Below are 21,296 nucleotides of genomic sequence, written 5' to 3'. Positions count from 1 at the left end.
AACGTGCCAACCCTTTCAGGCGATATGAATTTTTACGTTATTTTTATATCGCCTGCCTTATTCTTTCAGGCTTAAAGAATAAATTGACTCATTGCCGTCAGGCAACTCGGGCGCAAGTATTATGGTCAAGAATAAGCAGATATTGGTCGTTATTCATCTTTGCAGTTTTTTAGTTTTCCTTTACAGCCTGTCAATGATTCCACCTCTGCTGGTGGCGCTGCTCTATAAAGAAAAAAGCGTTTTCTCCTTTTTCTATACCCTGGTGATTGCCGGATCGCTCGGTGGGTTAGGCTGGTTCAGCACCCGTCAGGCCAAAGTACAATTGCGTACCCAGGACGGTTTTCTGATTATCGTCATGTTCTGGCTGCTGTTTTCGATGATCAGCGCCCTGCCGCTGTGGCTCGATGACACGCTGAACGTCAGCCTGACGGACGCGATGTTCGAAGGCGTGTCCGGCATCACCACCACCGGCGCTTCGGTACTTAACGATGTCTCGGGCATACCTAAATCCTTTCTCTACTACCGTTCCCAGCTCAACTTTATCGGCGGCCTCGGCGTCATTGTGTTAGCCGTGGCCGTGCTGCCGCTGCTGGGTATCGGTGGCGCCAAGCTTTATCAGTCGGAAATGCCCGGACCATTCAAAGAAGAACGACTGACGCCACGGCTGGCCGATACCTCGAAAAACCTGTGGCTGATCTATCTCGGTCTGGGGCTGGCCTGTACGGTGGCTTTCCGCATTGCCGGCATGCCGTGGTTCGATGCCCTCTGCCATGGGATTTCCACCGTATCGCTCGGGGGATTTTCCACCCGCAACGAGAGCCTGGGCTATTACGACAGCTCGGCAGTCGAAATGGTTGGCGGTATTTTCTCCATTCTGGCCGCGGTAAACTTCACCCTGTATTTCGTTGCCGTAGGCCGCCGCAGCCTGAAACCATTGTATAAAAACCCGGAGCTGCGCTTCTTCCTGCTGGTGCTGTCGATTATCGTGGCGATTGTTTGCCTCGAGCTTTACCGTTCCGGCATGTACGGCGCCAAGGACTCCTTCGTGCATGGCTTCTTTCTCACCAGTTCGATGATGACCGATAACGGTTTGGCCACCGCCGACTATGCCAAAATGCCCTCTCACACCATTATGTTGTTATTGGCGGCGAGCTTTTTCGGTGGCTGCGTGGGCTCCACCTGCGGCGGCATCAAGGCGCTGCGTTTTCTGATCATGTACAAACAAAGCCGGCATGAGATCAACCAGTTGGTGCATCCCAATGCCGTTTACACCATCAAGGTCGGCAACGCGCCGATTCACGATCGGGTGTTACGGTCGGTCTGGAGCTTTTTCTTTCTGTACGTTTTTTTCAGCTGCTTCTTCATCTGGCTGCTGAACCTGATGGGCTATGATCTGGTGACCTCTTTCGCCACCGTGGCCGCCTGCATCAATAACATGGGGTTGGGCTTCGGCGAAACTGCCGCGGGGTTTGGCACGCTTAGCGATGCGGCGAAATGGTTGATGTGCGCGGCGATGCTGCTCGGCCGCCTTGAGATCTACCCCATGCTGATATTGTGCTCGCGTGCCTTTTGGCGTTTTTAAGGCTTTGTAGCCCGCCATTTACAGGCTGTTTTAATCCACCTTGCTGTACCAATGCTGACACATTCGTAACGTGAATGTGTTGCATTGTTGTATTCGTTTCACTGCGATAAGTTACAAACACTGTAAATACATACAGTATTATTATAACTTATTGAGGATATGAATATGCGTTTTAACAAGATGTTAGCTCTGGTAACCGTCCTGTTTACCGCCCAGGCTTCCGCCGAGGCATTGGAATCTATCGACAACTGCGCGGTCGGTTGCCCCACCGGTGGCAGCAGTAACGTGTCCATCGTCCGCCATGCTTATACGCTGAACAACAACAGCACCACCAAGTTCGCCAACTGGGTGGCTTATCACATCACCAAAGACTCGCCGGCCAGCGGGAAAACCCGTAACTGGAAGGCCGATCCGGCACTGAACCCGGCAGATACATTGGTACCGGCAGATTATACCGGTGCCAACGCGGCACTGAAAGTTGACCGCGGGCATCAGGCGCCGCTGGCCTCACTGGCGGGCGTCTCTGACTGGGAATCACTGAACTACCTTTCCAATATCACCCCGCAGATGGCCGATCTTAACCAGGGCTCCTGGGCACGGCTGGAAGATCAGGAACGCAAGCTGATTGACCGGGCGGATATCAGTTCGGTGTATACCGTGACCGGCCCACTGTACGAACGCAATATGGGAAAATTGCCGGGCACCCAGAAAGCGCACACCATTCCCAGCGCTTACTGGAAGGTCATCTTTATCAATAACAGCCCGGAAGTGAACCACTATGCGGCGTTTCTGTTTGACCAAAACACCCCGAAAAATGCCGATTTCTGCCAATATCGCGTCACGGTGAATGAAATCGAGAAACGCACCGGGCTGATTATTTGGGCTGGTCTGCCCGACGACGTACAGGCTTCGCTGAAAGCCAAACCGGGCGTGCTGCCAGAACTGATGGGTTGCAAGAGCTAAAATAATGACCAATAACCCGCTACGGCGGGTTTTTTTTGGTCAATATAATGACGGCGTCTGTGATTTAAATATAAACATTACTTATTAATACCCCGTTTTAAACCCGTCCTAATAGCGGAAATAATGTTATTTACCGTCATTAATTATCTTTGAATACCCGCCACGGCACCGTTCACTCTCCCGCCAAGCGGCCACACCTCCGGTCTTTTTTATTCTTTCTGTGCTTTTTTATCAGGGCGTTTGAGCAAGTTTATTGCCGAAAAGTTATCGGCAAGTTAATATCCCGCCAAATTATTAGATACAGAACCGTAAACAATGCATTTATCCCATTGTTGATTATTTTTTATCTCTCTTTACTCCTTCTCTTTTGCCTGCTTTGGCAATAACACCTGTTTTGTGAGAAAAACACATGGAAAATTTGTTATCAGACGATGGTGAGTTACCGACCAAAAATGGAACCGGTTTCAGTCGACGGGAAGTGCTGCTGGGGCTGGCCTCAACCCTGCTGGCAACGTCATTGCTCAGTTACCCGTTCCTCAGCCTGGCAGAACAACATACCGCGGCGGCCAACCCGCTGCAGTTTGCTCGTTTCTTCAAAATATCCCAGACCTTGAGCGAACATGAAGACATCGATCAGGGGATGTCGGCGCGTATTTTTACGGCCTTACATAATCAGAATGATCAGTTCGCCACGCAGGTTGAGCAGCTTGGTGGATTGTTACAGTCGGGTCAAAGCGCAAAACAGCTGCAACAACTGGCCATTCAGGCTGGCTTACAGGCCCTGGTGACTGCCATTATCACCGCCTGGTATACCGGCACCGTCGGCCACGGCCAAACGGCTGAGCTGATTGCCTATAAAGACGCGTTGATGTACCGCCCCGCCAGCGACGCACTGATCGTTCCCACCTACTGCGGCAATGGCCCGTTGTGGTGGACCGCTCCCCCTCCAGCGGTCAACGCTTCCCTGTGATCTGAGAGTCTTCTGATGAAAAAACCTGAATTTACTGCCGATGGCAACGCCTCGGCCGATATCGTGATCGTGGGCTCCGGCATTGTGGGCGGCATGATGGCCGATCAATTAGTCAGCCAGGGTTATTCTGTGCTGGTGCTGGAAGCAGGCCTGCGTATTGAACGCGCCCAGGCCGTAGAAAACTGGCGCAATATGCCTTTTGATAACCGCGCCGGCTCCGATTATCAAGGGTTGTACCCGCAATCCGAGTTTGCCACCGCTCCGCTCTATTTTCCTGAAAACAACTATGTCGCCCTGAGCGGCCCGAGCGCAGGCAGCTTCAAGCAAGGGTATCTGCGTACCGTCGGCGGCACCACCTGGCACTGGGCCGCGTCCTGCTGGCGCCACCTGCCCAGCGATTTCCAAATGAAAACCCTGTACGGCGTTGGCCGCGACTGGCCGATTTCCTATGATGAACTTGAGCCGTACTATTGCCGGGCCGAAGAGGAAATTGGCGTGGCGGGCCCCAACGATCCGCAGCAGCAGTCGCCGGTTGAACGCAGCAAACCCTACCCGATGGATATGGTGCCCTGGGCGCATGGCGATATTCGTTTTGCCGAAGTGGTTAACCCGCACGGCTACCGTTCAGTCCCGATCCCACAGGGGCGCAGTACCCACCCGTGGAAGGGCCGTCCAACCTGCTGCGGTAACAACAACTGCCAGCCCATTTGCCCCATCGGCGCCATGTACAACGGCATTCATCATGTTGAACGTGCTGAAATGAAAGGTGCGGTGGTGCTGGCGGAAGCGGTGGTCTACAAGATAGATACCGATGAGCAAAATCGGGTCACTGCGGTGCATTGGCTTGACAACAAAAAGCAGTCTCACCAGGCCACGGCCAAGGCTTTCGCTCTGGCCTGTAACGGCATAGAAACGCCTCGCCTGCTGCTGATGGCGGCCAACGATCGCAACCCGAACGGCATCGCCAACGCTTCCGATCAGGTCGGTCGTAACATGATGGATCACTCCGGTTTTCACTGTACTTTCCTGGCGAAAGAGCCGCTGTGGCTCGGGCGTGGCCCGGCGCAGAGCAGCTGCCTGGTCGGCCCACGTGACGGTGAGTTCCGCAAAGACTACTCGGCCAATAAGATGATCCTCAACAACATCAACCGGGTCGTGCCTGCCACCCAGAAGGCGCTGGAACAAGGCTTGGTCGGTAAAGAATTGGATGCCGAAATACGCCGCCGCGCCGCCTACGGCGTCGATTTGTCCATCAGCCTGGAACCGTTACCAGACCCCAATAACCGCCTGACGCTGAGTAAAACCCGCAAAGATGCCCACGGTTTGCCTTGCCCGGACATCCACTACGATGTCGGCGATTACGTGCGTAAAGGCGCAGAGGCCGCACATAAGCAATTGGAACATATCGGCCAACTGTTCGACGCCGAAGAGTTCAACATCACCACCAGCCTGAATGCCAATAACCACATCATGGGCGGCACCATCATGGGCGATAACCCAGCAGACTCGGTGGTCGATGGCAACTGCCGCACCCATGACCATGCCAACCTTTGGTTGCCGGGCGGCGGCGCAATTCCTTCCGCCAGCGTGGTGAACAGCACCTTGACCATGGCAGCTCTGGGCATCAAGGCCGCCGATGACATTGCGCGGGCACTGGCGGTGAAACCATGAAAAAACAGGCGAAACTGACGCTATTATCCCTGCTGTTGCTCGGCGGCAGCGCCGTGCAGGCGGCGGATAACGGAGAGTTAAGCGGTGCGGCGTTGATTAAAAAAGGCGAGCAAATTGCTATCTCCTCGGACTGCCAGGCCTGCCATACTAAACCCGAAGGCGGTACCCCCTTTGCCGGCGGCTATGGTATCAGTTCCCCCATGGGCGTGATTTACGCAACCAACATCACCCCATCAAACGCGGAGGGCATTGGCAGTTATAGCGAAGAGCAGTTTGCTCGTGCCGTCAGGGACGGGATCCGTGCCGATGGCACCCACCTCTATCCCGCCATGCCCTATACCTCTTATACCAGGTTGAGCGATGAGGACATCAAGGCGCTGTATGCCTACTTTATGCACGGCGTGAAGCCGGTCGATCAGAAAAATACGCTGACCGACCTGCCCTTCCCGTTCAACCTGCGCTTTAGCATGGCCGCCTGGAATCTGCTGTTTCTCAAAGACGGCCGATTTGCACCCGATGCGGCCAAAAGCGCGCAATGGAACCGGGGGGCTTATCTGGTTAACGGACCTGGGCACTGCGACACCTGCCATACCCCGCGCAACCTGCTGATGGCTGAAGACAGCAGTCAGGCTCTTGCGGGTGGCATGGTCGGCAGCTGGTACGCTCCCAATATCACGTCAGACCCGATCAGCGGTATCGGCGGCTGGAGCAACCAGCAACTGGTGCAGTACCTGAAAACCGGTCGGGTGGTCGGCAAAAACCAGGCCGCCGGTGGCATGGCGGAAGCCATCGAAAACAGCCTGCAATATTTTTCCGATGACGATCTGGCGGCTATTGCCGTTTACCTGAAAAGCACCGCGCCGATCAGAGATACGAAAGATAGCCAGCCGGCCGACAGTTACGGCAAGCCGTTGAACGTTGAGCCTCAGCTGCGCGGGTTGCAGCCGGCCAATGCCAACAACACCGTTACCGACGGCGCAGCGTTATTCAGCGGCAACTGCGCCAGTTGCCACCAACCGGACGGCAGCGGCAGCAAAAACCAGGCTTATCCTTCGCTGTTCAATAATACCGCCACCGGTTCAAGCAATCCGGCCAACCTGATCTCGGCCATACTGTTCGGGGTCGAGCGAAAGGTGGGCGATCAGCACGTGCTGATGCCGAACTTTGGCCCGCTGTCGTACGTCAATCCGTTGAACGACCAGCAGATCGCCGCTATCAGCAATTATGTGCTGCAGCAGTACGGCAATCCCGCAGTGAAGGTCAGCGCTGCGGACGTGACCGTATTGCGCCTGGGTGGCCCGGTGCCGCTGCTGGCGATGCTACAGCCTTATATGGCCCCGGCAATCGGCATTGCGGTGGTGGCGTTGATCTTTATGGCATGGCTGTTGGGGAGAAAACGGCGCTGAATTGATGACTGCAGGCTGGGGAGCTATCCCCGGCTTGCAGGCATTGCCGCATTTCCACAGGGATAGTTCGCAGACCGAATCTGAAAAGAACGGGGCTTATTGCGTTTGATTTTCCACACGGGTAATACCGTGTTTCTTCATCACTTCTTCCATGGTCAGATTGTCATCATCCGGCGTTTCGTCAATCACAACATCTTGCGGGCGGACATAAGGCTTGGTTGCGCGTTTGAACATCCACCACCAAACGAACACCAGAAAGGCACCGGACTTCAGAAAGATCATGGTCCATAACGCTATTTGATACCAGCTCATCTTTATCTCCATGAAAACGTTAAACGCGAGCGAATGGATCTATTTTAACCCTTGGCTTGATCGGATCAATAGTAAACGGCAGATCCCTCCGGGTTCAGGCCACTGTTATAGGGATTTCTATCATGATCTGCTCTACCTGCCGCTAAAACCCCCTTGAACTGCCTCAGAAACCCTGCCCGCAGCCTGATCCTGTTTTTGCCCGCATTTTGTCATAGTGAAAGCCATGCAAGATCCTCTGCACCGGTTTTTCCCTGCAAAAAGAGTGAATTACCCTTTCTCATCGCAATGTTTTTTATATAGCTAAAACGTCTAACAAAACCACTTAAAACAGCCTTTTTGACCATAAAAATGTAAATTGCCCCGATTTTTCTATATACTCGCGGAGTTTAATTTCCTGGGCAGCCTGTTTGCCCCTCTTTTTATGGAGTTGTTTTAACGGACTATCCCATTCCCTAACGGACTAGCAAGAAGGTATTCTATGAGCCAAAACGACACTGAAATTGTGGCACGTCGTAGCCATATCAATCCTCCGGTATTTTTTATATCTGCCGCTTTAATCATCGTCCTGGTGGCCTTTGCCGCCTTCTATCCTGAGTTAGCCGATCGTAAGTTCAAGGCGCTGCAACAGGGTATTTTCACTAACGCCAGCTGGTTTTACATTCTGGCGGTCGCCCTGATCCTGCTGAGCGTGACCTATCTGGGTTTATCGCGTTACGGCAATATCAAGCTCGGGCCGGACCACGCCCAGCCAGACTTCAGCTATGTTTCCTGGTTTGCCATGCTGTTTTCTGCCGGTATGGGCATTGGTCTGATGTTCTTTGGCGTCGCCGAACCGGTGATGCACTACCTTTCTCCCCCGACCGGGACACCGGAAACAGTGGAAGCGGCTAAACAGGCCATGCGCCTAACCTTCTTCCACTGGGGCCTGCATGCCTGGGCGATTTATGCCATCGTGGCGCTGATCCTGGCGTTCTTCAGCTACCGTCATGGCCTGCCCTTGACGCTGCGTTCCGCGCTTTATCCCATCATCGGCGATCGCATATACGGGCCGATTGGCCACGCAGTCGATATTTTTGCGGTAATAGGTACCGTATTCGGCGTCGCGACCTCCCTGGGCTACGGCGTGTTGCAGGTTAACGCCGGGCTTAATCACCTGTTCGGCTTGCCGATCAATGCAACGGTGCAGGTGGTGCTGATCGTGGTGATCACCGGGCTGGCAACGTTGTCGGTGGTTTCCGGGTTGGATAAGGGCATCCGTATTCTGTCCGAACTGAACCTCGGCCTGGCGGTGCTGCTGCTGGTCCTGGTGGGTACGCTCGGCCCGACCGTGCTGTTGCTGAAATCCTTTGTTGAAAATACCGGCGGCTATCTTTCCGATATCGTCAATAAAACCTTTAACCTTTACGCTTACGAGCCGAAATCCAGCAACTGGCTGGGGGGCTGGACTCTGCTGTATTGGGGCTGGTGGCTATCCTGGTCACCGTTCGTCGGCATGTTTATCGCCCGCGTTTCACGCGGACGTACCATCCGTGAATTCGTTACCGGCGTGTTGTTCGTACCAGCGGGCTTTACGCTGCTGTGGATGACCGTTTTCGGCAACAGCGCCATTAATTTGATCATGAACGAAGGGGCGCGCGATCTGGCCAATACGGTGCAAAACGACGTAGCCCTGGCGTTGTTCAACTTCCTGGAGCACTTCCCGTTCTCTAATATTCTGTCGTTTATCGCCATGGCGATGGTCGTGGTGTTCTTCGTCACGTCGGCAGACTCTGGGGCGATGGTGGTTGATACGCTGGCTTCGGGCGGTTCGGATCAAACCCCCATATGGCAGCGGATCTTTTGGGCTTCCCTGATGGGTCTGGTGGCGATTGCGTTGTTGATTGCCGGCGGTTTAAGCGCATTGCAAACCGTGACTATTGCCAGCGCCCTGCCGTTTTCGATGATCCTGCTGGTCTCAATCTACGGGTTGTTAAAAGCCTTACGTATCGACGCCTACAAACGCGACAGCCAGATGATGACCACGATTGCGCCGACCGCCGCGCGCAACCCGATCTCATGGCAGCGGCGTTTGCGTAATATTGCCTATTTCCCGAAACGTTCTCAGGTAAAACGCTTTGTCGGAGAAGTGGTTCAACCGGCGATGGCGCTGGTTGAAGCCGAACTGGCCAAGCAAAATACCACCTCCTCGATTGACGATTCGCAAGACGATCGCATCCGTTTCGAAGTCGATTTAGGGGAAGATCTGAACTTTGTCTATGAAGTGCGCCTGCGCGCTTACATTCAACCGGCCTTTGCTCTGGCGGGGTTGAAAGATGAGGAACGCGACGAGGAACATAAATACTATCGCGGTGAGGTTCATCTGAAGGAAGGGGGCCAGGATTACGATGTGATGGGCTGGACGCAAGAACAGATCATTCACGATATTCTCGACCAGTACGAGAAGCACCTGCACTTCCTGCATTTGGTGCGTTAGCGGTTGCTTTGCCAGACAAACCGTCCCAGCCGGGGCGGTTTTTTTATGGGTCCACGGCGGCGATTGCCGTTTTTCAAACCCAATAAAAAACCCCGCGCTCAGAGAGCACGGGGTCATAATTTATGGCGGAGGAGCAGAGATTCGAACTCTGGAACGGTTTCCCGTCGACGGTTTTCAAGACCGTTGCCTTCAGCCACTCGGCCACCCCTCCGCAACGAGGCGAACTATAAACAGAGCTGATCCGCTTGTAAAGCCCAAGGCCGTTCAACCGAACGAAAAACCAGCACCTCACGCTTGAGCGTTGAAGAAACCGCCAACTCCGGCTCAAGGTTGCAGCAATGATAACTAAGGGTAAAGATTGGTAAACAAACTTTAATCAAACGCTTGCGCTGCCTATCATCGTCACTAATTTTGTGATGACCTGACTAAGAGAGATCATTATGGACCGTATTGTCGTCTCATCCTCCTCGCGCGACTCATTGCTGAGTACGCATAAGGTTCTGCGTAACACCTATTTTCTGCTTTCACTGACGCTGGCTTTCTCGGCGCTCACCGCAACCGCCAGCACCATGCTGGGGCTGCCGGCACCGGGCCTGCTGCTGATGCTGGTCGGCTTCTACGGGCTGATGTTCCTGACCCACAAGCTGGCTAACAGCCCTGCAGGCATCCTGGCGGCATTCGCCCTGACCGGTTTTATGGGTTATGCCCTGGGCCCCATCCTCAGTTCATTTATTAATACCGGAGCCGGCGACCTGATCATGCTGGCGCTGGGAGGCACCGCAGTGGTGTTCTTCTGCTGTTCGGCCTACGTGCTGACCACCCGCAAGGATATGTCGTTCCTGTCCGGAATGATGATGGCCGGTTTTGTAGTACTGCTGGTGGCGGTGATCGCCAATCTGTTCCTGCAGATCCCGGCCCTGCACCTGGCGATTAGCGCACTGTTTATCCTGTTCTCCGCCGGCGCCATCCTGTGGGAAACCAGCAACATTATTCACGGCGGCGAGACTAACTACATTCGCGCCACCGTCAGCCTGTACGTATCGTTGTACAACATGTTCATCAGCCTGTTGAGCATTCTGGGCTTCGCGCGCAGCAACTGATTCGGCGTCTGAGTCATACCCAAAGCCCCGCTCCGGCGGGGCTTTATTTTTTGCGGCGGTAAAAGTTTGCTAAACTGGCGGCCGTTCTGAATTACCCGTTACCGAGGCAGTATGTTGGAGTATCAAGGTCAGGTTATTGAAACTGACGCACAGGGTTACCTGAAAAACAGCGCCGACTGGCACGAGGCCCTGGCGCCGCTGCTGGCCGAGCAGGAAGAAATCACGCTAACCGAAGCGCATTGGGAAGTGGTGCGCTTCGTGCGCGGCTTTTACCTGGAATTTAATACCTCACCGGCGATCCGCATGCTGGTCAAAGCTATGGCGCAGAAGTACGGAGAGGAGAAAGGCAACAGCCGCTACCTCTATCGCCTGTTCCCCAAAGGCCCGGCCAAACAGGCAACAAAAATCGCCGGTTTGCCGAAGCCGGTAAAATGCATCTGAGACGCTAATAGCGAATGCTGAAGCCTTGATAATCTGCCGTACCGCGCGGTTCCACCAGCACGCGATCGACACGTGCGCTACGCGGACCGCCGCTTTTCAGCCATTCCACCAGTTTATCCACCTGCGGTTGCTCGCCGCAGGCCACCACCTCGACGCTGCCGTCATCAAGATTGCGCGCATATCCGCTTAACCCCAACGCCGTCGCCTGATGCTGGGTGTTGTAGCGAAACCCTACCCCTTGCACCACGCCATAGACATACGCAGCAATACAAACTTGTGTCATAATCGGCCCCTTATCGAATTTCGTTTATGGCATTTTCTGTGCGTTCGCACGGCAATGTCACTCTTTTTACCTAGCTGGCAGCATTCTTAATTATGACCGTACGCCTGTTTCTCGCCAAAGGACGTGAAAAGTCCTTACTCCGTCGCCACCCATGGGTCTTCTCCGGTGCCGTTCAACGTATTGAAGGTAAAGCCCTGTCCGGCGAAACCATCGATATTCACGACGCGCAGGGCAAATGGCTGGCGCGCGGCGCCTACTCGCCTGAATCGCAAATCCGTGCCCGTGTCTGGACTTTCCAGCAGGATGAAGACGTTAACATCGAATTCTTCATCCGCCGTTTACAGCAGGCACAAAGCTGGCGTGATTGGGTTGCGAAGCGCGACGGGTTGGACGGATACCGTCTGATCGCCGGTGAATCCGACGGCATGCCGGGCATCACCATCGATCGCTTCCAGAATTTCCTGGTATTGCAATTGCTTTCTGCCGGCGCCGAGTATCAGCGTGCTGCGCTGATTACCGCCTTGCAGCATTGCTACCCGGAATGCGCCATTTACGATCGCTCAGACGTCGCGGTGCGTAAAAAAGAAGGCCTGCCGTTGGCGCAAGGGCCGGTATTGGGTGACCTGCCCCCTGCTCTGTTGCCGATCACCGAGCATGGCATGAAGTTGCTGGTGGACATTCAGCAGGGCCATAAGACCGGTTTTTACCTCGACCAGCGCGACAGCCGCCTGGCTGCCCGTAACTATTCCGCCGGCCGCCGCGTGCTTAACTGCTTCTCTTATACCGGCGCATTCGCGGTATCTGCATTGATGGGTGGTTGCTCACAGGTCATCAGCGTAGATACGTCGCAAGCGGCGTTGGATATCGCCAAGCAGAACGTTGAACTGAACCGGTTGGATCTGAGCAAGGCCGAGTTTGTGCGCGATGACGTGTTCCAACTGCTGCGCAACTACCGCACGCAGGGTGAAAAATTCGATCTGATCATTATGGATCCGCCGAAGTTCGTCGAGAATAAAAACCAGTTGGCCAGTGCCTGCCGTGGCTATAAAGATATCAACATGTTAGCGCTTCAGTTGCTGAATCCAGGCGGTATTTTGCTGAGCTTCTCCTGCTCCGGTCTGATGCCTACCGATTTGTTCCAGAAAATTTTGGCCGATGCCGCTGTAGATGCCGGGCGTGATGTACAATTTATAGAGCAGTATCGTCAGGCTGCCGATCACCCGGTAATTGCGACTTACCCTGAAGGGCTGTATTTGAAAGGGTTTGCGTGTCGGGTGATGTAACTTGAAATACGCTGTTTTGCCCTCATATAGAGAGCAAGGCACTGTTTCTCAGGAGGTCATCATGATTGCCAGCAAATTCGGTATCGGACAACAGGTTCGGCATAAGCTGCTGGGGTACTTGGGGGTGGTAATTGATATCGACCCTGAATACTCCATGGAACAGCCTAAAGCTGATGAAATAGCGGCGAATACCGATCTACGTTTCGCCCCTTGGTACCACGTGGTGATGGAGGACGAAGAAGGCCAACCGGTGCATACCTATCTGGCAGAAGCACAGCTGGACGGCGAAGCCCAGGATGCCCATCCTGAACAACCTTCACTGGACGAGTTGGCGGAATCTATCCGTCACCAGCTCCAAGCCCCGCGCCTGCGCAACTGATTAGCCAGGCCTGAGAAACACCCAATAAGGGCCTGGCATTTGTCAGGCCTTTTCTTTTACCGGCTTTCAGCGCTCCAGACCCAGGCGAGGAAGCTCGATTTTAGGGCAACGGTCCATTACCACCTTCAATCCTGCCTCACGCGCCAATGCCTCGGCCTGTTCATTAATGACGCCAATTTGCAGCCATAACGCTTTGGCACCAATCGCAATCGCCTCTTGCGCTACGCCATACGCCGCCTCTGAATTACGGAACACATCAACCATGTCCACCGGGTGCGGAATATCTTTCAGCGTGGCATAGGCCTGTTGGCCAAGCAACGTTTGCCCTGACAGCTTGGGGCTGACCGGCGTTACCTGATATCCCTGTGACAGCAGATAAGCCATGACACCAAAGCTGGGCCGGGACGGATTATCACTGGCACCCACCAGCGCAATGGTTTTCACCTGCTTGAGCAGGTCGGCAATCTCATGGTCTTGCATCTTCGGCTCCAATCATCAACGGGCGATTTCCCTGTTCCGAGTGTACTCTATCGGCTTTAAATCGGCTAAACGCAACCATGCGGAAACTCCCGGCCACTTTTGCGGTCTGATGCTGTCACTGCCAGCATATCCGGCTCAAATAAATGTCCAAATGAAAATAAATGTGTACATTTGTAAACCAAACCGTAATGCTGAAAAACTTTGACACAATCTATGGCGTGTTCAACACTAATAGCGATGCCACTTATAAGGAGATAACCATGAAATTTGGTCTGATGGTTGCGGGGCTGCTCAGCATCAGTATCAGCATGCCTGCCGTGGCTACGACCCTGAAACTCTCCCCGGACATCGATCTGCTGGTGGTCGACGGCAAGAAAATGACAGGAGCGTTGTTAAAAGGTGCCGACAGCCTGGAGCTGGATGGCGGGCAACATCAGTTGCTGTTTAAAGTGGCCAAGTCTGTACGTTCAGGGCAGCACGAACAAACTGCCTATACCTCCCCTCCGCTGATCGCGACCTTCAGTACGCAGAATGTCAGCTCCGTTGCCATTGAGCTGCCACGCATTGAAAATGTACGTGATGGCCAAAGATTCGATAAAACGCTCAACTATCAAGTGATTGATAAGAACGGTAACGCGCTGGCGATGAAACACGACGTGCTGCATGCCGATGGCGCCACGCTCAGCGTCGATTTGGAAAAAGTCATGGCGGACTACAACAGTCAAAACCGCCCGGCCTCGGTGCCGGCTTTCACCCAGGTGCGCGCGACTACGCCTTCCTCTCCGCTCGCCAGTGCCGCGCTGAACTCCCCCACGGTCACTTTGAAGGGTGAAAACGTTTCCGAACAGATGCTGCAATACTGGTTCCAGCAGGCGGACAAAGAAACGCAAAAGCGTTTCCTCCATTGGGCGAATAAACAGCCCGTGCGTTAAGATTACCGGCGCCTTTATTTAAAGGCGCGCTTTCTTCGCATTTTCAGGTGTAAACGCTAGGCAGTGAAAAACAGTTTCAGTAATCTGTCGCACATCCCCTGATTAGCGAAGGACATCGAGATGGAATTTACTACCCGCACTATCGCCGCGCGTAAACACATTGCGCTGGTGGCACACGATCACCGCAAACAAGCCCTGCTTGCCTGGGTTGAAGAAAACAAATCCGTCCTTGAGCATCATCAACTGTACGCCACCGGCACTACCGGTAACCTGATCCAGCGTGCCAGCGGCATTCCGGTGCAGAGCATGTTAAGCGGCCCGATGGGAGGCGATCAGCAGGTCGGCGCGCTGATTGCCGAGGGCAAAATAGATATGCTGATCTTCTTCTGGGATCCCCTCAATGCGGTTCCCCACGATCCGGATGTGAAAGCGCTGCTGCGTCTGGCGACGGTATGGAACATTCCCGTCGCCACCAACCGCTCAACGGCGGATTTCCTGATCGATTCCTCGCTCTTCAAACGTGAAGTGGAAATTGCTATTCCTGATTATCAGCGCTATTTGCAGGATCGTCTGAAGTAACGCTCGCGGCCTGGTTTCCGCCAGGCCTTAATTTTAAGGCTTCTTCTGAGCAGGAACGCCGAGATCCTGCAGTTGTTCAACGAAGACCGACGGACGTTCACGATCCTGCAGTAACCAGACCTGATGCTTGGCGCGAGTCAGCGCTACATACAGCAGTCGCCGCTCTTCGGCATCCGGGAAATCTTCCGGCTGCGGCAACAAAACATCCTCCAATACCGACTCACGCGCGACCGCCGGAAAACCGTCGCTGCCTTGGTGCAAACCGGCGATGATCACGTACTCCGCCTGCTGCCCTTTACTGGCGTGAATGGTCATAAACTCGAGGGTCAGTTTTGGCCAACGGGTCGCCGCTTTTGCCAGCGCCTGCGGTTTCAAATGGTGATAGCGTGCCAGCACCAGAATTCGCTCATCCGGCTTGGCATAACAGCTCAGCTTGTCCAACAAATTTTCAAGCTGCTCATTCGGTAATAAAATCACCGATTTCTTATTACCCTTGCTCAGGCTGTTCAACGGTTTTTTCAGCTGATGCGGGTTCTGTTGCACAAAACGGTTCGCGATCTCGCCGATACGATCATTGAAACGGTAAGTGGTATCGAGCGCACACTGGGCACCTTCGCCAAAGTTCTCGGCAAAGGCGGTGGTCAACGTCAGCTCGGCCCCGCTGAAGCGGTAAATGGCCTGCCAGTCGTCACCTACCGCAAACAGACAGGTTTGTTTATTTTGTTTACGCAACGCTGCCAGTAATTGCGCACGCTGGGGTGAAATGTCCTGGAACTCGTCCACCAGGATGTGTTTCCACGGGCTGACGAACCGACCTTTCTCCAAGATATTGACCGCCTGGTGGATCAGGCCTGAGAAGTCCACCGCCCCTTCCTCTTTCAACGCCCCTTTCCAGGCCTTGAGCAAAGGGGCCATTAAGCGAATGCGTTTTGAGAACAGGTCACGGATTTCTTCATCCGCCTGTTCGATCATTTCTGCCTGGCTACCGCCGTGCATGCGCATCAGGCCCAACCAGCGTTCGAGTCTGCCGGCCAACCGCTCCGCCAGGCGCTTGTCCTGCCAAAAATCGCCTTCGGGCACTTCCCATTCCAACTCTTCAATCAACCATTGACGCCAGCCTTTAGCCTGGGCTTTTTTCTCTGCGCACTGCTGCTGCCAATGGGTAATCAGCAAAGCCCGGCGAGCCTTGCTGTCGGTTTCCAGCTTACTGATCGCCGGCACCTTGCGATTGCCCTGTTGGATAATCTGTAGTGCCAGTGCATGGAAGGTTTTGGCCTGGATAGCCACGCCGCCCAGCCGTTCCTGAATGCGTTCGTTCATCTCTTCCGCCGCCTGGCGACCGAATGCCAGCAGCAGTATTTGCCCGGGTTCGGCCTCCTGACGGCGCAATAGCCAGCCCGCGCGCGCCACCAATACCGAGGTTTTTCCGCTGCCTGCTCCGGCCAATACCAAGACCGAGTCTTCACCGTTAACTACGGCGCGACTTTGCGAGTCGTTCAGCGGTGAGCTTTCTATGCTCTGGAAGAAATCCTGGTGCGTCTCCAGCATCCGTTCGGTCCACTGCCGGTTACGCTGCTCCACGCTGTGCAACCCGTGCTGCAGCCATTGGCGGCAGAGTTGATAATCTTCCCGACAGTTGTCAAATTCCTCCAGCCGTGCAACCGGCATGGGCAAAGCACCGAAAGACTGGCGAATCTGTTGCTGCAACTTGCCCAGTTCGGATTTCTTGAACCACTTATCCTGCTGCTCAATTCGCTGAATATGTTCGACCTGTTGCTGCAAAACGCCGGCGCTGACCTCGCTCATCTCCGCGCTCCATTGCTGCCAGGCCTGCTGGAGGTAATGATAGAAACGCTGAGTTTCCTGCCATTCAGTCCCGTGCAGGCGCACCACTTTTTCATCCGGCAGCTCAAACTCCAGCTCGCCCCAGACGATGCCGCGCTTGCATCTAACCTGAATCAACTGATTGAAAGGAATAAGGTATTCATGCTTTTCACCGCTCACCTCGACCCCGGCGTGCAGCAACCGCACGCGGTTATAAGGATGCTGAGCCAGGTGTTTCCCCAGCGATGTCGCTTTAAGTTCCATATCTTCGCGCCATGACTATGTTGAGATTAAATAACGGATATCTGCCAGTTTACCTGCGATAAGCAGTGGCACTCTAGCGCTAAAAAAAGGGTAGAATAGATTTTGCGTTTTGATAGCAAACGCAACCGCATCGCGGTTTGGCCATCATTAGAGCAGAATGACGACTATGCGTACTGTACTGAATATTCTTAATTTTGTGTTGGGCGGTTTTGTCACTACCCTGGGCTGGCTGATCGCTACGGTATTTAGCGTGCTGTTGATCATCACCCTGCCACTGACTCGCTCCTGCTGGGAGATCACCAAGCTGTCGTTACTGCCGTTCGGTAATGAAGCTATTCACGTTAATGAGCTTTATCCGGAAAAAAGTAATGCGCTGCTTTCCGCCAGCGGCTCGCTGCTGAATATTGTCTGGCTGATCCTGTTCGGCTGGTGGCTCTGCCTGTCGCATATCGCCGCCGGTATTGTGCAGTGCGTAACTATTATTGGCATTCCGGTGGGCATTGCCAATTTCAAAATCGCCGCCATTGCCCTGTGGCCGGTTGGGCGTCGCGTGGTCTCAGTAGAAATGGCGCAACAGGCCAGAACTGAAAATGCCCGTCGTCAGTATCAGCAGCGTTAATTTTTTCTCCGCCCGAGGAGTTTTTTGTGCTCTCTTTTGCACCAGCAATACGCCGTTATGCCTACAACAGCAACCTGCTTTATGACCTGCGTATTTTTATTGCGCTGGCCGGCGCAGCCGCCGTCCCCTGGTGGCTCGGTATTCCGAAACTCACTATTCCCCTGACTCTGGGGGTGGTGGCGGCGGCGTTGACCGATTTGGACGACCGCCTGACCGGCAGACTACGCAACTTGCTGATTACGCTGGTGTGTTTCTTTGTTGCCTCCGCCTCCATTGAACTGCTGTTTCCCTACCCCTGGCTGTTCGCGCTTGGCCTGACGACCTCCACCTGCGGCTTTATTCTGTTAGGTGCTCTGGGGCAACGTTATGCCACCATTGCATTTGGTGCCTTGTTGATTGCGGTTTACACCATGCTCGGCACTTCGATGTATGACGCCTGGTATCAACAGCCTATGCTGCTGATCATTGGTGCCCTGTGGTACAACCTGCTGACGCTGATAGGACATCTGATCTTCCCTATCCGCCCTTTACAGGAAAACCTGGCGCGTTGTTACGACCAGTTGGCGAATTATCTGGACGCCAAAGCCAATCTGTTTGATCCCGACGCCGAACAGGATGCAGACCTGCCCTGGATGGACGTTGCCATGGCCAACAGCACGCTGGTGACTATCCTCAACCAAACCAAAGCTTCATTGCTGACGCGGTTAAAAGGCGATCGCGGCCAACGAGGCACCCGCCGGACACTGCATTATTACTTCGTTGCGCAGGACATCCATGAACGCGCCAGCTCCGCGCACGTTCAATACCAGGCGCTAAGCCGACAATTCCGTCATAGCGATATCCTGTTCCGCTTTCAGCGCTTGCTCAGCATGCAGGCTCGCGCCTGCCAGCAGTTGGCCCAGTCGATTTTGATGCGGCAAAAGTATCAGCATAACATTCGCTTCGAACCTGCCTTTGCTCGCATTGATGAAGCTTTGGCTCGCGTTACCCTGACCCCGGAAAATCGCGAGTTGACCAAGGCGCTTTCGCACCTGTTGAAAAATTTGCGCGCGATTGACGCACAGCTGGCAAATATTGAATCCGAACAGGCATTGGCCAACGGCCAGGTGGAAGAGAACAGCCTGTCGGATGACCGGCTCACCGGCTGGAGCGATATTCGCTTGCGCATCAACCGCCATCTGACGCCGCAATCGGCCTTGTTCCGCCATGCCATTCGCATGTCTGTGGTGCTGTGTATTGGTTATGCCTTTATTCAATTTACAGGGATGCAGCATGGTTATTGGATCCTGTTAACCAGCCTGTTTGTCTGCCAACCCAACTACAACGCCACTCGCCGCAGGCTGGCCTTGAGGATAATCGGCACACTGGCCGGTATTCTTGTCGGGCTGCCAATCCTCTATTTTGTGCCCTCGGTGGAAGGCCAACTGGTGCTGATTGTGATTAGCGGCGTTTTATTTTTTGCTTTCCGCACCGTGCAGTACGCACACGCCACCATGTTTATCACCCTGCTGGTATTGCTGTGCTTTAACCTACTGGGCGAAGGTTTCGAAGTCGCCGCACCGCGCGTATACGACACGCTTTTGGGTTGCGCCATCGCTTGGGCCGCGGTCAGCTTTATCTGGCCTGACTGGAAATTCCGTCAATTGCCGACGGTGGTCAGTAAAACGCTGAACGCTAATTGCCGGTATCTTGATGCCATTCTGGTGCAATACCATCAGGGCAAAGACAACGGCCTTGCGTATCGTATTGCTCGTCGGGATGCGCACAACAGTGATGCAGAGCTGGCATCGGTGATTTCAAATATGTCTGCCGATCCCAAGGCTAATAAGGCTATTCAGGACGCTGCATTCCGCCTGCTTTGTTTGAACCACACCTTATTGAGCTATATCTCTGCGCTCGGTGCACACCGTGAACGCCTGAATAACCCTGCGACCTTGGATCTGCTGAATGATGCCGTTTGCTATGTCGATGGTGCCCTGCACCAGGAGGAGCAGGACAACCAGCGCATCACTCAGGCATTAGAAAGCTTGGCAGAACGTATTCAACACGCAACGCCGGAGCCGGAAAGTAAAGATCAATTGGTACTGCAGCAGATTGGGTTGGTGATTGAACTCTTGCCGGAACTGACGATGCTTAATACGCAAATAGGTAAATCGGCATAATCATTCGGGGCTATTTATCAGGCCCCTTATTGTTGGATTGTGACCGTGGCTCAGCAACATCATGGTACGTTCGAACCATTGCGTCAGTTCACTGCGCAATTGCGAAGGCAAGGCCGCATGATGGTAACCGGCAATAGCCCCACCCAATGATAGCAGCACCCGTAGCCCTAAATTCTTTTGCTGTTGCAACAGCCTCAGATAGCTGCGCTTAGCCCCATTGAGCCGTAAATCATAAACATTACGAATACCGGCTCGCCACAGCAGGCGCTCCATATTGATGTCGATATTCGGTAAGGTTTTTAATCGACTCTGATTGTCAGCTTTAACCTCAAGCTCCCGCCGCGCCTCCCGGATGGCTTGCCAGGCCAATCCTATCAGCTCCTCCCTGTCTCGCCACATGGCTTCATCCACCCAGTAATAGCGCATGGTAATTGGCACCCCGCGTTTGGAGTAGACCATATTGACCATGCCGCGCGAACGGAAGACAGATTCCAGCCCTTCCGTAGCGCGGAGATAAAGCTCTCCTTCGGCGATCACGGCAAACATGATGCCGTCAGCCAGTATGCCATAGCCTCCGAACTGTGAGCGTGTGGTGATACCGCCCAATGCGTAAAAACAGGCTTTGGCCTGTGCGATCCTTCCCGTTGATGTCCCTTTCATAACGTTCTCCTGGTGTAGGTTATCGTTCTATCATTTCCCGTATCAATGAAATAAAACTAACGCGAACAAGTAATTAGAAAAATACGCACTATCCGTGGTCATGCCAATCATAAAAGTTGATCGTATAAAAAATGATCGCGATTATGCGAGGTGCCACGAAGATTTGGGTTGATCTTAATGGCAACTGGATGTACTGTATAAACATACAGTGACACTACGGGCGGGATACTTTATGCGTACTCAATCACTCTACAAAACCCATTTCAGCCACACCTCTTTTGCGGTGAACAATGCTGCAGAAAACACAGATGCCGGCAACAAGAATGGCCTTATCAGTGAACTTGTTTACAGCGAGCATCAGCCCGCAGTGGCGCAACTGTTGCTGCCTTTGCTACAGCAGTTGGGCATGCAGTCGCGCTGGTTGTTATGGCTGACTCCACAGCAAAAGCTGAGCAAACGGTGGCTACAGCAGTCCGGCCTGCCGGTTGGAAAAGTGGTGCAGCTGAGCCAAATCAGTCCGCTGGACACGGTCGAAGCGATGGAAAAAGCGTTACTGACGGGAAATTACAGTGTCGTACTCGGCTGGTTACCCGATCTTACGGAAGAAGATCGTCTAAAATTAAGACGTGCGGCAGAATTAGGGAACGCTTATGGGTTCATTATGCGTCCTCAACGTGACATAAACCCGGTTCACGGACAGTGTTCCACCCTAAAAATTCACTCTTCTTTGTATCATTAAGTAAATTTAGGATTTTTCCCATCATTTTCATCGTTCCTCAAGGGAACCTTTATGGGATCAGGGGCAAAGCGAGTGCGGCTGCGGTTCCGCGGCCCAAAACGAACGTCAAAATGCTCGTTTTTTTGCCGGTTAATGTTAGTAAATATGTACGATTCCGCGTTTTTTTTTAGAGCT

20 protein-coding genes and 1 tRNA gene are annotated in these 21,296 nt (G+C 53.7%); 15 read left to right on the top strand and 6 right to left on the bottom strand.

Going from position 1 to position 21,296, the window contains the following annotated elements; all coding sequences use genetic code 11:
* Positions 1–121 precede the first annotated feature (121 nt).
* The 5 genes from NR114_RS02790 (at position 122) to NR114_RS02770 (ending at position 6,592) form a co-directional block, all read left to right on the top strand.
* Positions 122–1,582 (top strand): TrkH family potassium uptake protein, encoded by a 1,461-nt coding sequence (locus tag NR114_RS02790; protein WP_020826191.1) that lies wholly within the window; start codon positions 122–124, stop codon positions 1,580–1,582.
* Positions 1,583–1,747: 165 nt separating this feature from the next.
* Positions 1,748–2,545 carry a DNA/RNA non-specific endonuclease gene (locus NR114_RS02785; protein ID WP_234529348.1) on the top strand — a complete coding sequence of 266 codons (798 nt, stop codon included), beginning with the start codon at positions 1,748–1,750 and terminating at the stop codon, positions 2,543–2,545.
* A 409-nt stretch (positions 2,546–2,954) separates the two neighbouring features.
* Positions 2,955–3,515 (top strand): sorbitol dehydrogenase family protein, encoded by a 561-nt coding sequence (locus NR114_RS02780; protein WP_048761961.1) that lies wholly within the window; start codon positions 2,955–2,957, stop codon positions 3,513–3,515.
* Positions 3,516–3,530: 15 nt separating this feature from the next.
* Positions 3,531–5,186: a GMC family oxidoreductase gene (locus NR114_RS02775; protein ID WP_046373969.1), complete on the top strand. Its 1,656-nt coding sequence runs from the start codon at positions 3,531–3,533 to the stop codon at positions 5,184–5,186.
* Complete coding sequence (locus tag NR114_RS02770) at positions 5,183–6,592, top strand: cytochrome c (protein WP_256813985.1); 1,410 nt, start codon at positions 5,183–5,185, stop codon at positions 6,590–6,592. The genes NR114_RS02775 and NR114_RS02770 overlap by 4 nt, the downstream gene beginning before the upstream one ends.
* A gap of 96 nt (positions 6,593–6,688) precedes the next feature.
* On the opposite strand, the gene NR114_RS02765 is transcribed toward NR114_RS02770, so the two are convergent.
* The gene (locus NR114_RS02765) at positions 6,689–6,904 is read right to left on the bottom strand and encodes a hypothetical protein (protein WP_020826186.1); all 216 of its coding nucleotides are present in this window, start codon (positions 6,902–6,904) and stop codon (positions 6,689–6,691) included.
* A gap of 478 nt (positions 6,905–7,382) precedes the next feature.
* Between NR114_RS02765 and NR114_RS02760 the strand changes: the two genes are divergently transcribed.
* Positions 7,383–9,377, top strand: a complete 1,995-nt coding sequence (locus NR114_RS02760; RefSeq protein WP_020826185.1) for a choline BCCT transporter BetT — start codon at positions 7,383–7,385, stop codon at positions 9,375–9,377.
* A 123-nt stretch (positions 9,378–9,500) separates the two neighbouring features.
* On the opposite strand, the gene NR114_RS02755 is transcribed toward NR114_RS02760, so the two are convergent.
* A tRNA-Ser gene (locus tag NR114_RS02755) sits at positions 9,501–9,588 on the bottom strand.
* A gap of 229 nt (positions 9,589–9,817) precedes the next feature.
* Here NR114_RS02755 and yccA point away from each other — a divergent pair.
* Entirely contained in the window at positions 9,818–10,477 is a 660-nt protein-coding gene (gene yccA / locus NR114_RS02750) for an FtsH protease modulator YccA (RefSeq protein ID WP_004942825.1), read from the top strand.
* A gap of 111 nt (positions 10,478–10,588) precedes the next feature.
* Positions 10,589–10,918: a sulfurtransferase TusE gene (tusE, locus tag NR114_RS02745; protein WP_020826184.1), complete on the top strand. Its 330-nt coding sequence runs from the start codon at positions 10,589–10,591 to the stop codon at positions 10,916–10,918.
* A 4-nt stretch (positions 10,919–10,922) separates the two neighbouring features.
* Here tusE and yccX read toward each other — a convergent pair whose 3' ends face one another.
* Entirely contained in the window at positions 10,923–11,201 is a 279-nt protein-coding gene (gene yccX / locus NR114_RS02740; protein ID WP_020826183.1) for an acylphosphatase, read from the bottom strand.
* A gap of 92 nt (positions 11,202–11,293) precedes the next feature.
* Between yccX and rlmI the strand changes: the two genes are divergently transcribed.
* Both rlmI and hspQ read left to right on the top strand, forming a co-directional pair.
* Positions 11,294–12,484, top strand: coding sequence for a 23S rRNA (cytosine(1962)-C(5))-methyltransferase RlmI (gene rlmI / locus NR114_RS02735; RefSeq protein ID WP_044549619.1), 1,191 nt, complete (start codon positions 11,294–11,296; stop codon positions 12,482–12,484).
* Between the two features lie 61 nt (positions 12,485–12,545).
* Complete coding sequence (gene hspQ / locus NR114_RS02730; RefSeq protein WP_020826181.1) at positions 12,546–12,863, top strand: heat shock protein HspQ; 318 nt, start codon at positions 12,546–12,548, stop codon at positions 12,861–12,863.
* 66 nt (positions 12,864–12,929) lie between these two features.
* On the opposite strand, the gene NR114_RS02725 is transcribed toward hspQ, so the two are convergent.
* Entirely contained in the window at positions 12,930–13,343 is a 414-nt protein-coding gene (locus NR114_RS02725; protein WP_046373973.1) for a CoA-binding protein, read from the bottom strand.
* 260 nt (positions 13,344–13,603) lie between these two features.
* On the opposite strand from NR114_RS02725, the gene NR114_RS02720 reads away from it, so the two are divergent.
* Both NR114_RS02720 and NR114_RS02715 read left to right on the top strand, forming a co-directional pair.
* Entirely contained in the window at positions 13,604–14,275 is a 672-nt protein-coding gene (locus NR114_RS02720) for a DUF2057 family protein (RefSeq protein ID WP_122078283.1), read from the top strand.
* A 120-nt stretch (positions 14,276–14,395) separates the two neighbouring features.
* Entirely contained in the window at positions 14,396–14,854 is a 459-nt protein-coding gene (locus NR114_RS02715) for a methylglyoxal synthase (RefSeq protein ID WP_020826178.1), read from the top strand.
* 33 nt (positions 14,855–14,887) lie between these two features.
* Here NR114_RS02715 and helD read toward each other — a convergent pair whose 3' ends face one another.
* Entirely contained in the window at positions 14,888–16,942 is a 2,055-nt protein-coding gene (gene helD / locus NR114_RS02710; protein ID WP_234529346.1) for a DNA helicase IV, read from the bottom strand.
* Between the two features lie 166 nt (positions 16,943–17,108).
* Between helD and NR114_RS02705 the strand changes: the two genes are divergently transcribed.
* Complete coding sequence (locus tag NR114_RS02705) at positions 17,109–17,561, top strand: YccF domain-containing protein (protein ID WP_020826176.1); 453 nt, start codon at positions 17,109–17,111, stop codon at positions 17,559–17,561.
* A 26-nt stretch (positions 17,562–17,587) separates the two neighbouring features.
* A complete protein-coding gene (gene yccS, locus NR114_RS02700; RefSeq protein ID WP_234529345.1) occupies positions 17,588–19,723 on the top strand; it encodes a YccS family putative transporter in 2,136 nt (711 codons plus the stop codon).
* Here the strand turns inward: yccS and NR114_RS02695 are convergent, their stop codons facing one another.
* On the bottom strand, positions 19,724–20,383 hold the full coding sequence (locus NR114_RS02695) for a TfoX/Sxy family DNA transformation protein (RefSeq protein WP_234529341.1): 660 nt from the start codon (positions 20,381–20,383) through the stop codon (positions 19,724–19,726).
* 232 nt (positions 20,384–20,615) lie between these two features.
* Between NR114_RS02695 and sulA the strand changes: the two genes are divergently transcribed.
* Positions 20,616–21,122: an SOS-induced cell division inhibitor SulA gene (gene sulA, locus NR114_RS02690; protein WP_046373977.1), complete on the top strand. Its 507-nt coding sequence runs from the start codon at positions 20,616–20,618 to the stop codon at positions 21,120–21,122.
* Positions 21,123–21,296: the final 174 nt, after the last annotated feature.

The sequence above is a fragment of the Serratia sp. Ser99 genome, from assembly GCF_024519545.1.
Classification (GTDB): Bacteria; Pseudomonadota; Gammaproteobacteria; order Enterobacterales; family Enterobacteriaceae; genus Serratia; species Serratia liquefaciens.
Note: the sequence above shows the minus strand (reverse complement) of the source record. Positions and strands in the feature narration are given on the sequence as shown.

Excerpts from the sequence above, each read along its gene's own strand:
- sulA (WP_046373977.1), top strand. The coding sequence starts at position 20,616 with ATGCGTACTCAATCACTCTACAAAACCCATTTCAGCCACACCTCTTTT.
- yccX (WP_020826183.1), bottom strand. The coding sequence starts at position 11,201 with ATGACACAAGTTTGTATTGCTGCGTATGTCTATGGCGTGGTGCAAGGG.
- NR114_RS02780 (WP_048761961.1), top strand. The coding sequence starts at position 2,955 with ATGGAAAATTTGTTATCAGACGATGGTGAGTTACCGACCAAAAATGGA.
- rlmI (WP_044549619.1), top strand. The coding sequence starts at position 11,294 with ATGACCGTACGCCTGTTTCTCGCCAAAGGACGTGAAAAGTCCTTACTC.
- NR114_RS02775 (WP_046373969.1), top strand. The coding sequence starts at position 3,531 with ATGAAAAAACCTGAATTTACTGCCGATGGCAACGCCTCGGCCGATATC.
- NR114_RS02770 (WP_256813985.1), top strand. The coding sequence starts at position 5,183 with ATGAAAAAACAGGCGAAACTGACGCTATTATCCCTGCTGTTGCTCGGC.
- NR114_RS02790 (WP_020826191.1), top strand. The coding sequence starts at position 122 with ATGGTCAAGAATAAGCAGATATTGGTCGTTATTCATCTTTGCAGTTTT.
- helD (WP_234529346.1), bottom strand. The coding sequence starts at position 16,942 with ATGGAACTTAAAGCGACATCGCTGGGGAAACACCTGGCTCAGCATCCT.
- NR114_RS02765 (WP_020826186.1), bottom strand. The coding sequence starts at position 6,904 with ATGAGCTGGTATCAAATAGCGTTATGGACCATGATCTTTCTGAAGTCC.
- NR114_RS02720 (WP_122078283.1), top strand. The coding sequence starts at position 13,604 with ATGAAATTTGGTCTGATGGTTGCGGGGCTGCTCAGCATCAGTATCAGC.
- NR114_RS02785 (WP_234529348.1), top strand. The coding sequence starts at position 1,748 with ATGCGTTTTAACAAGATGTTAGCTCTGGTAACCGTCCTGTTTACCGCC.
- NR114_RS02695 (WP_234529341.1), bottom strand. The coding sequence starts at position 20,383 with ATGAAAGGGACATCAACGGGAAGGATCGCACAGGCCAAAGCCTGTTTT.
- NR114_RS02760 (WP_020826185.1), top strand. The coding sequence starts at position 7,383 with ATGAGCCAAAACGACACTGAAATTGTGGCACGTCGTAGCCATATCAAT.
- hspQ (WP_020826181.1), top strand. The coding sequence starts at position 12,546 with ATGATTGCCAGCAAATTCGGTATCGGACAACAGGTTCGGCATAAGCTG.
- NR114_RS02725 (WP_046373973.1), bottom strand. The coding sequence starts at position 13,343 with ATGCAAGACCATGAGATTGCCGACCTGCTCAAGCAGGTGAAAACCATT.
- yccA (WP_004942825.1), top strand. The coding sequence starts at position 9,818 with ATGGACCGTATTGTCGTCTCATCCTCCTCGCGCGACTCATTGCTGAGT.
- tusE (WP_020826184.1), top strand. The coding sequence starts at position 10,589 with ATGTTGGAGTATCAAGGTCAGGTTATTGAAACTGACGCACAGGGTTAC.
- NR114_RS02705 (WP_020826176.1), top strand. The coding sequence starts at position 17,109 with ATGCGTACTGTACTGAATATTCTTAATTTTGTGTTGGGCGGTTTTGTC.
- NR114_RS02715 (WP_020826178.1), top strand. The coding sequence starts at position 14,396 with ATGGAATTTACTACCCGCACTATCGCCGCGCGTAAACACATTGCGCTG.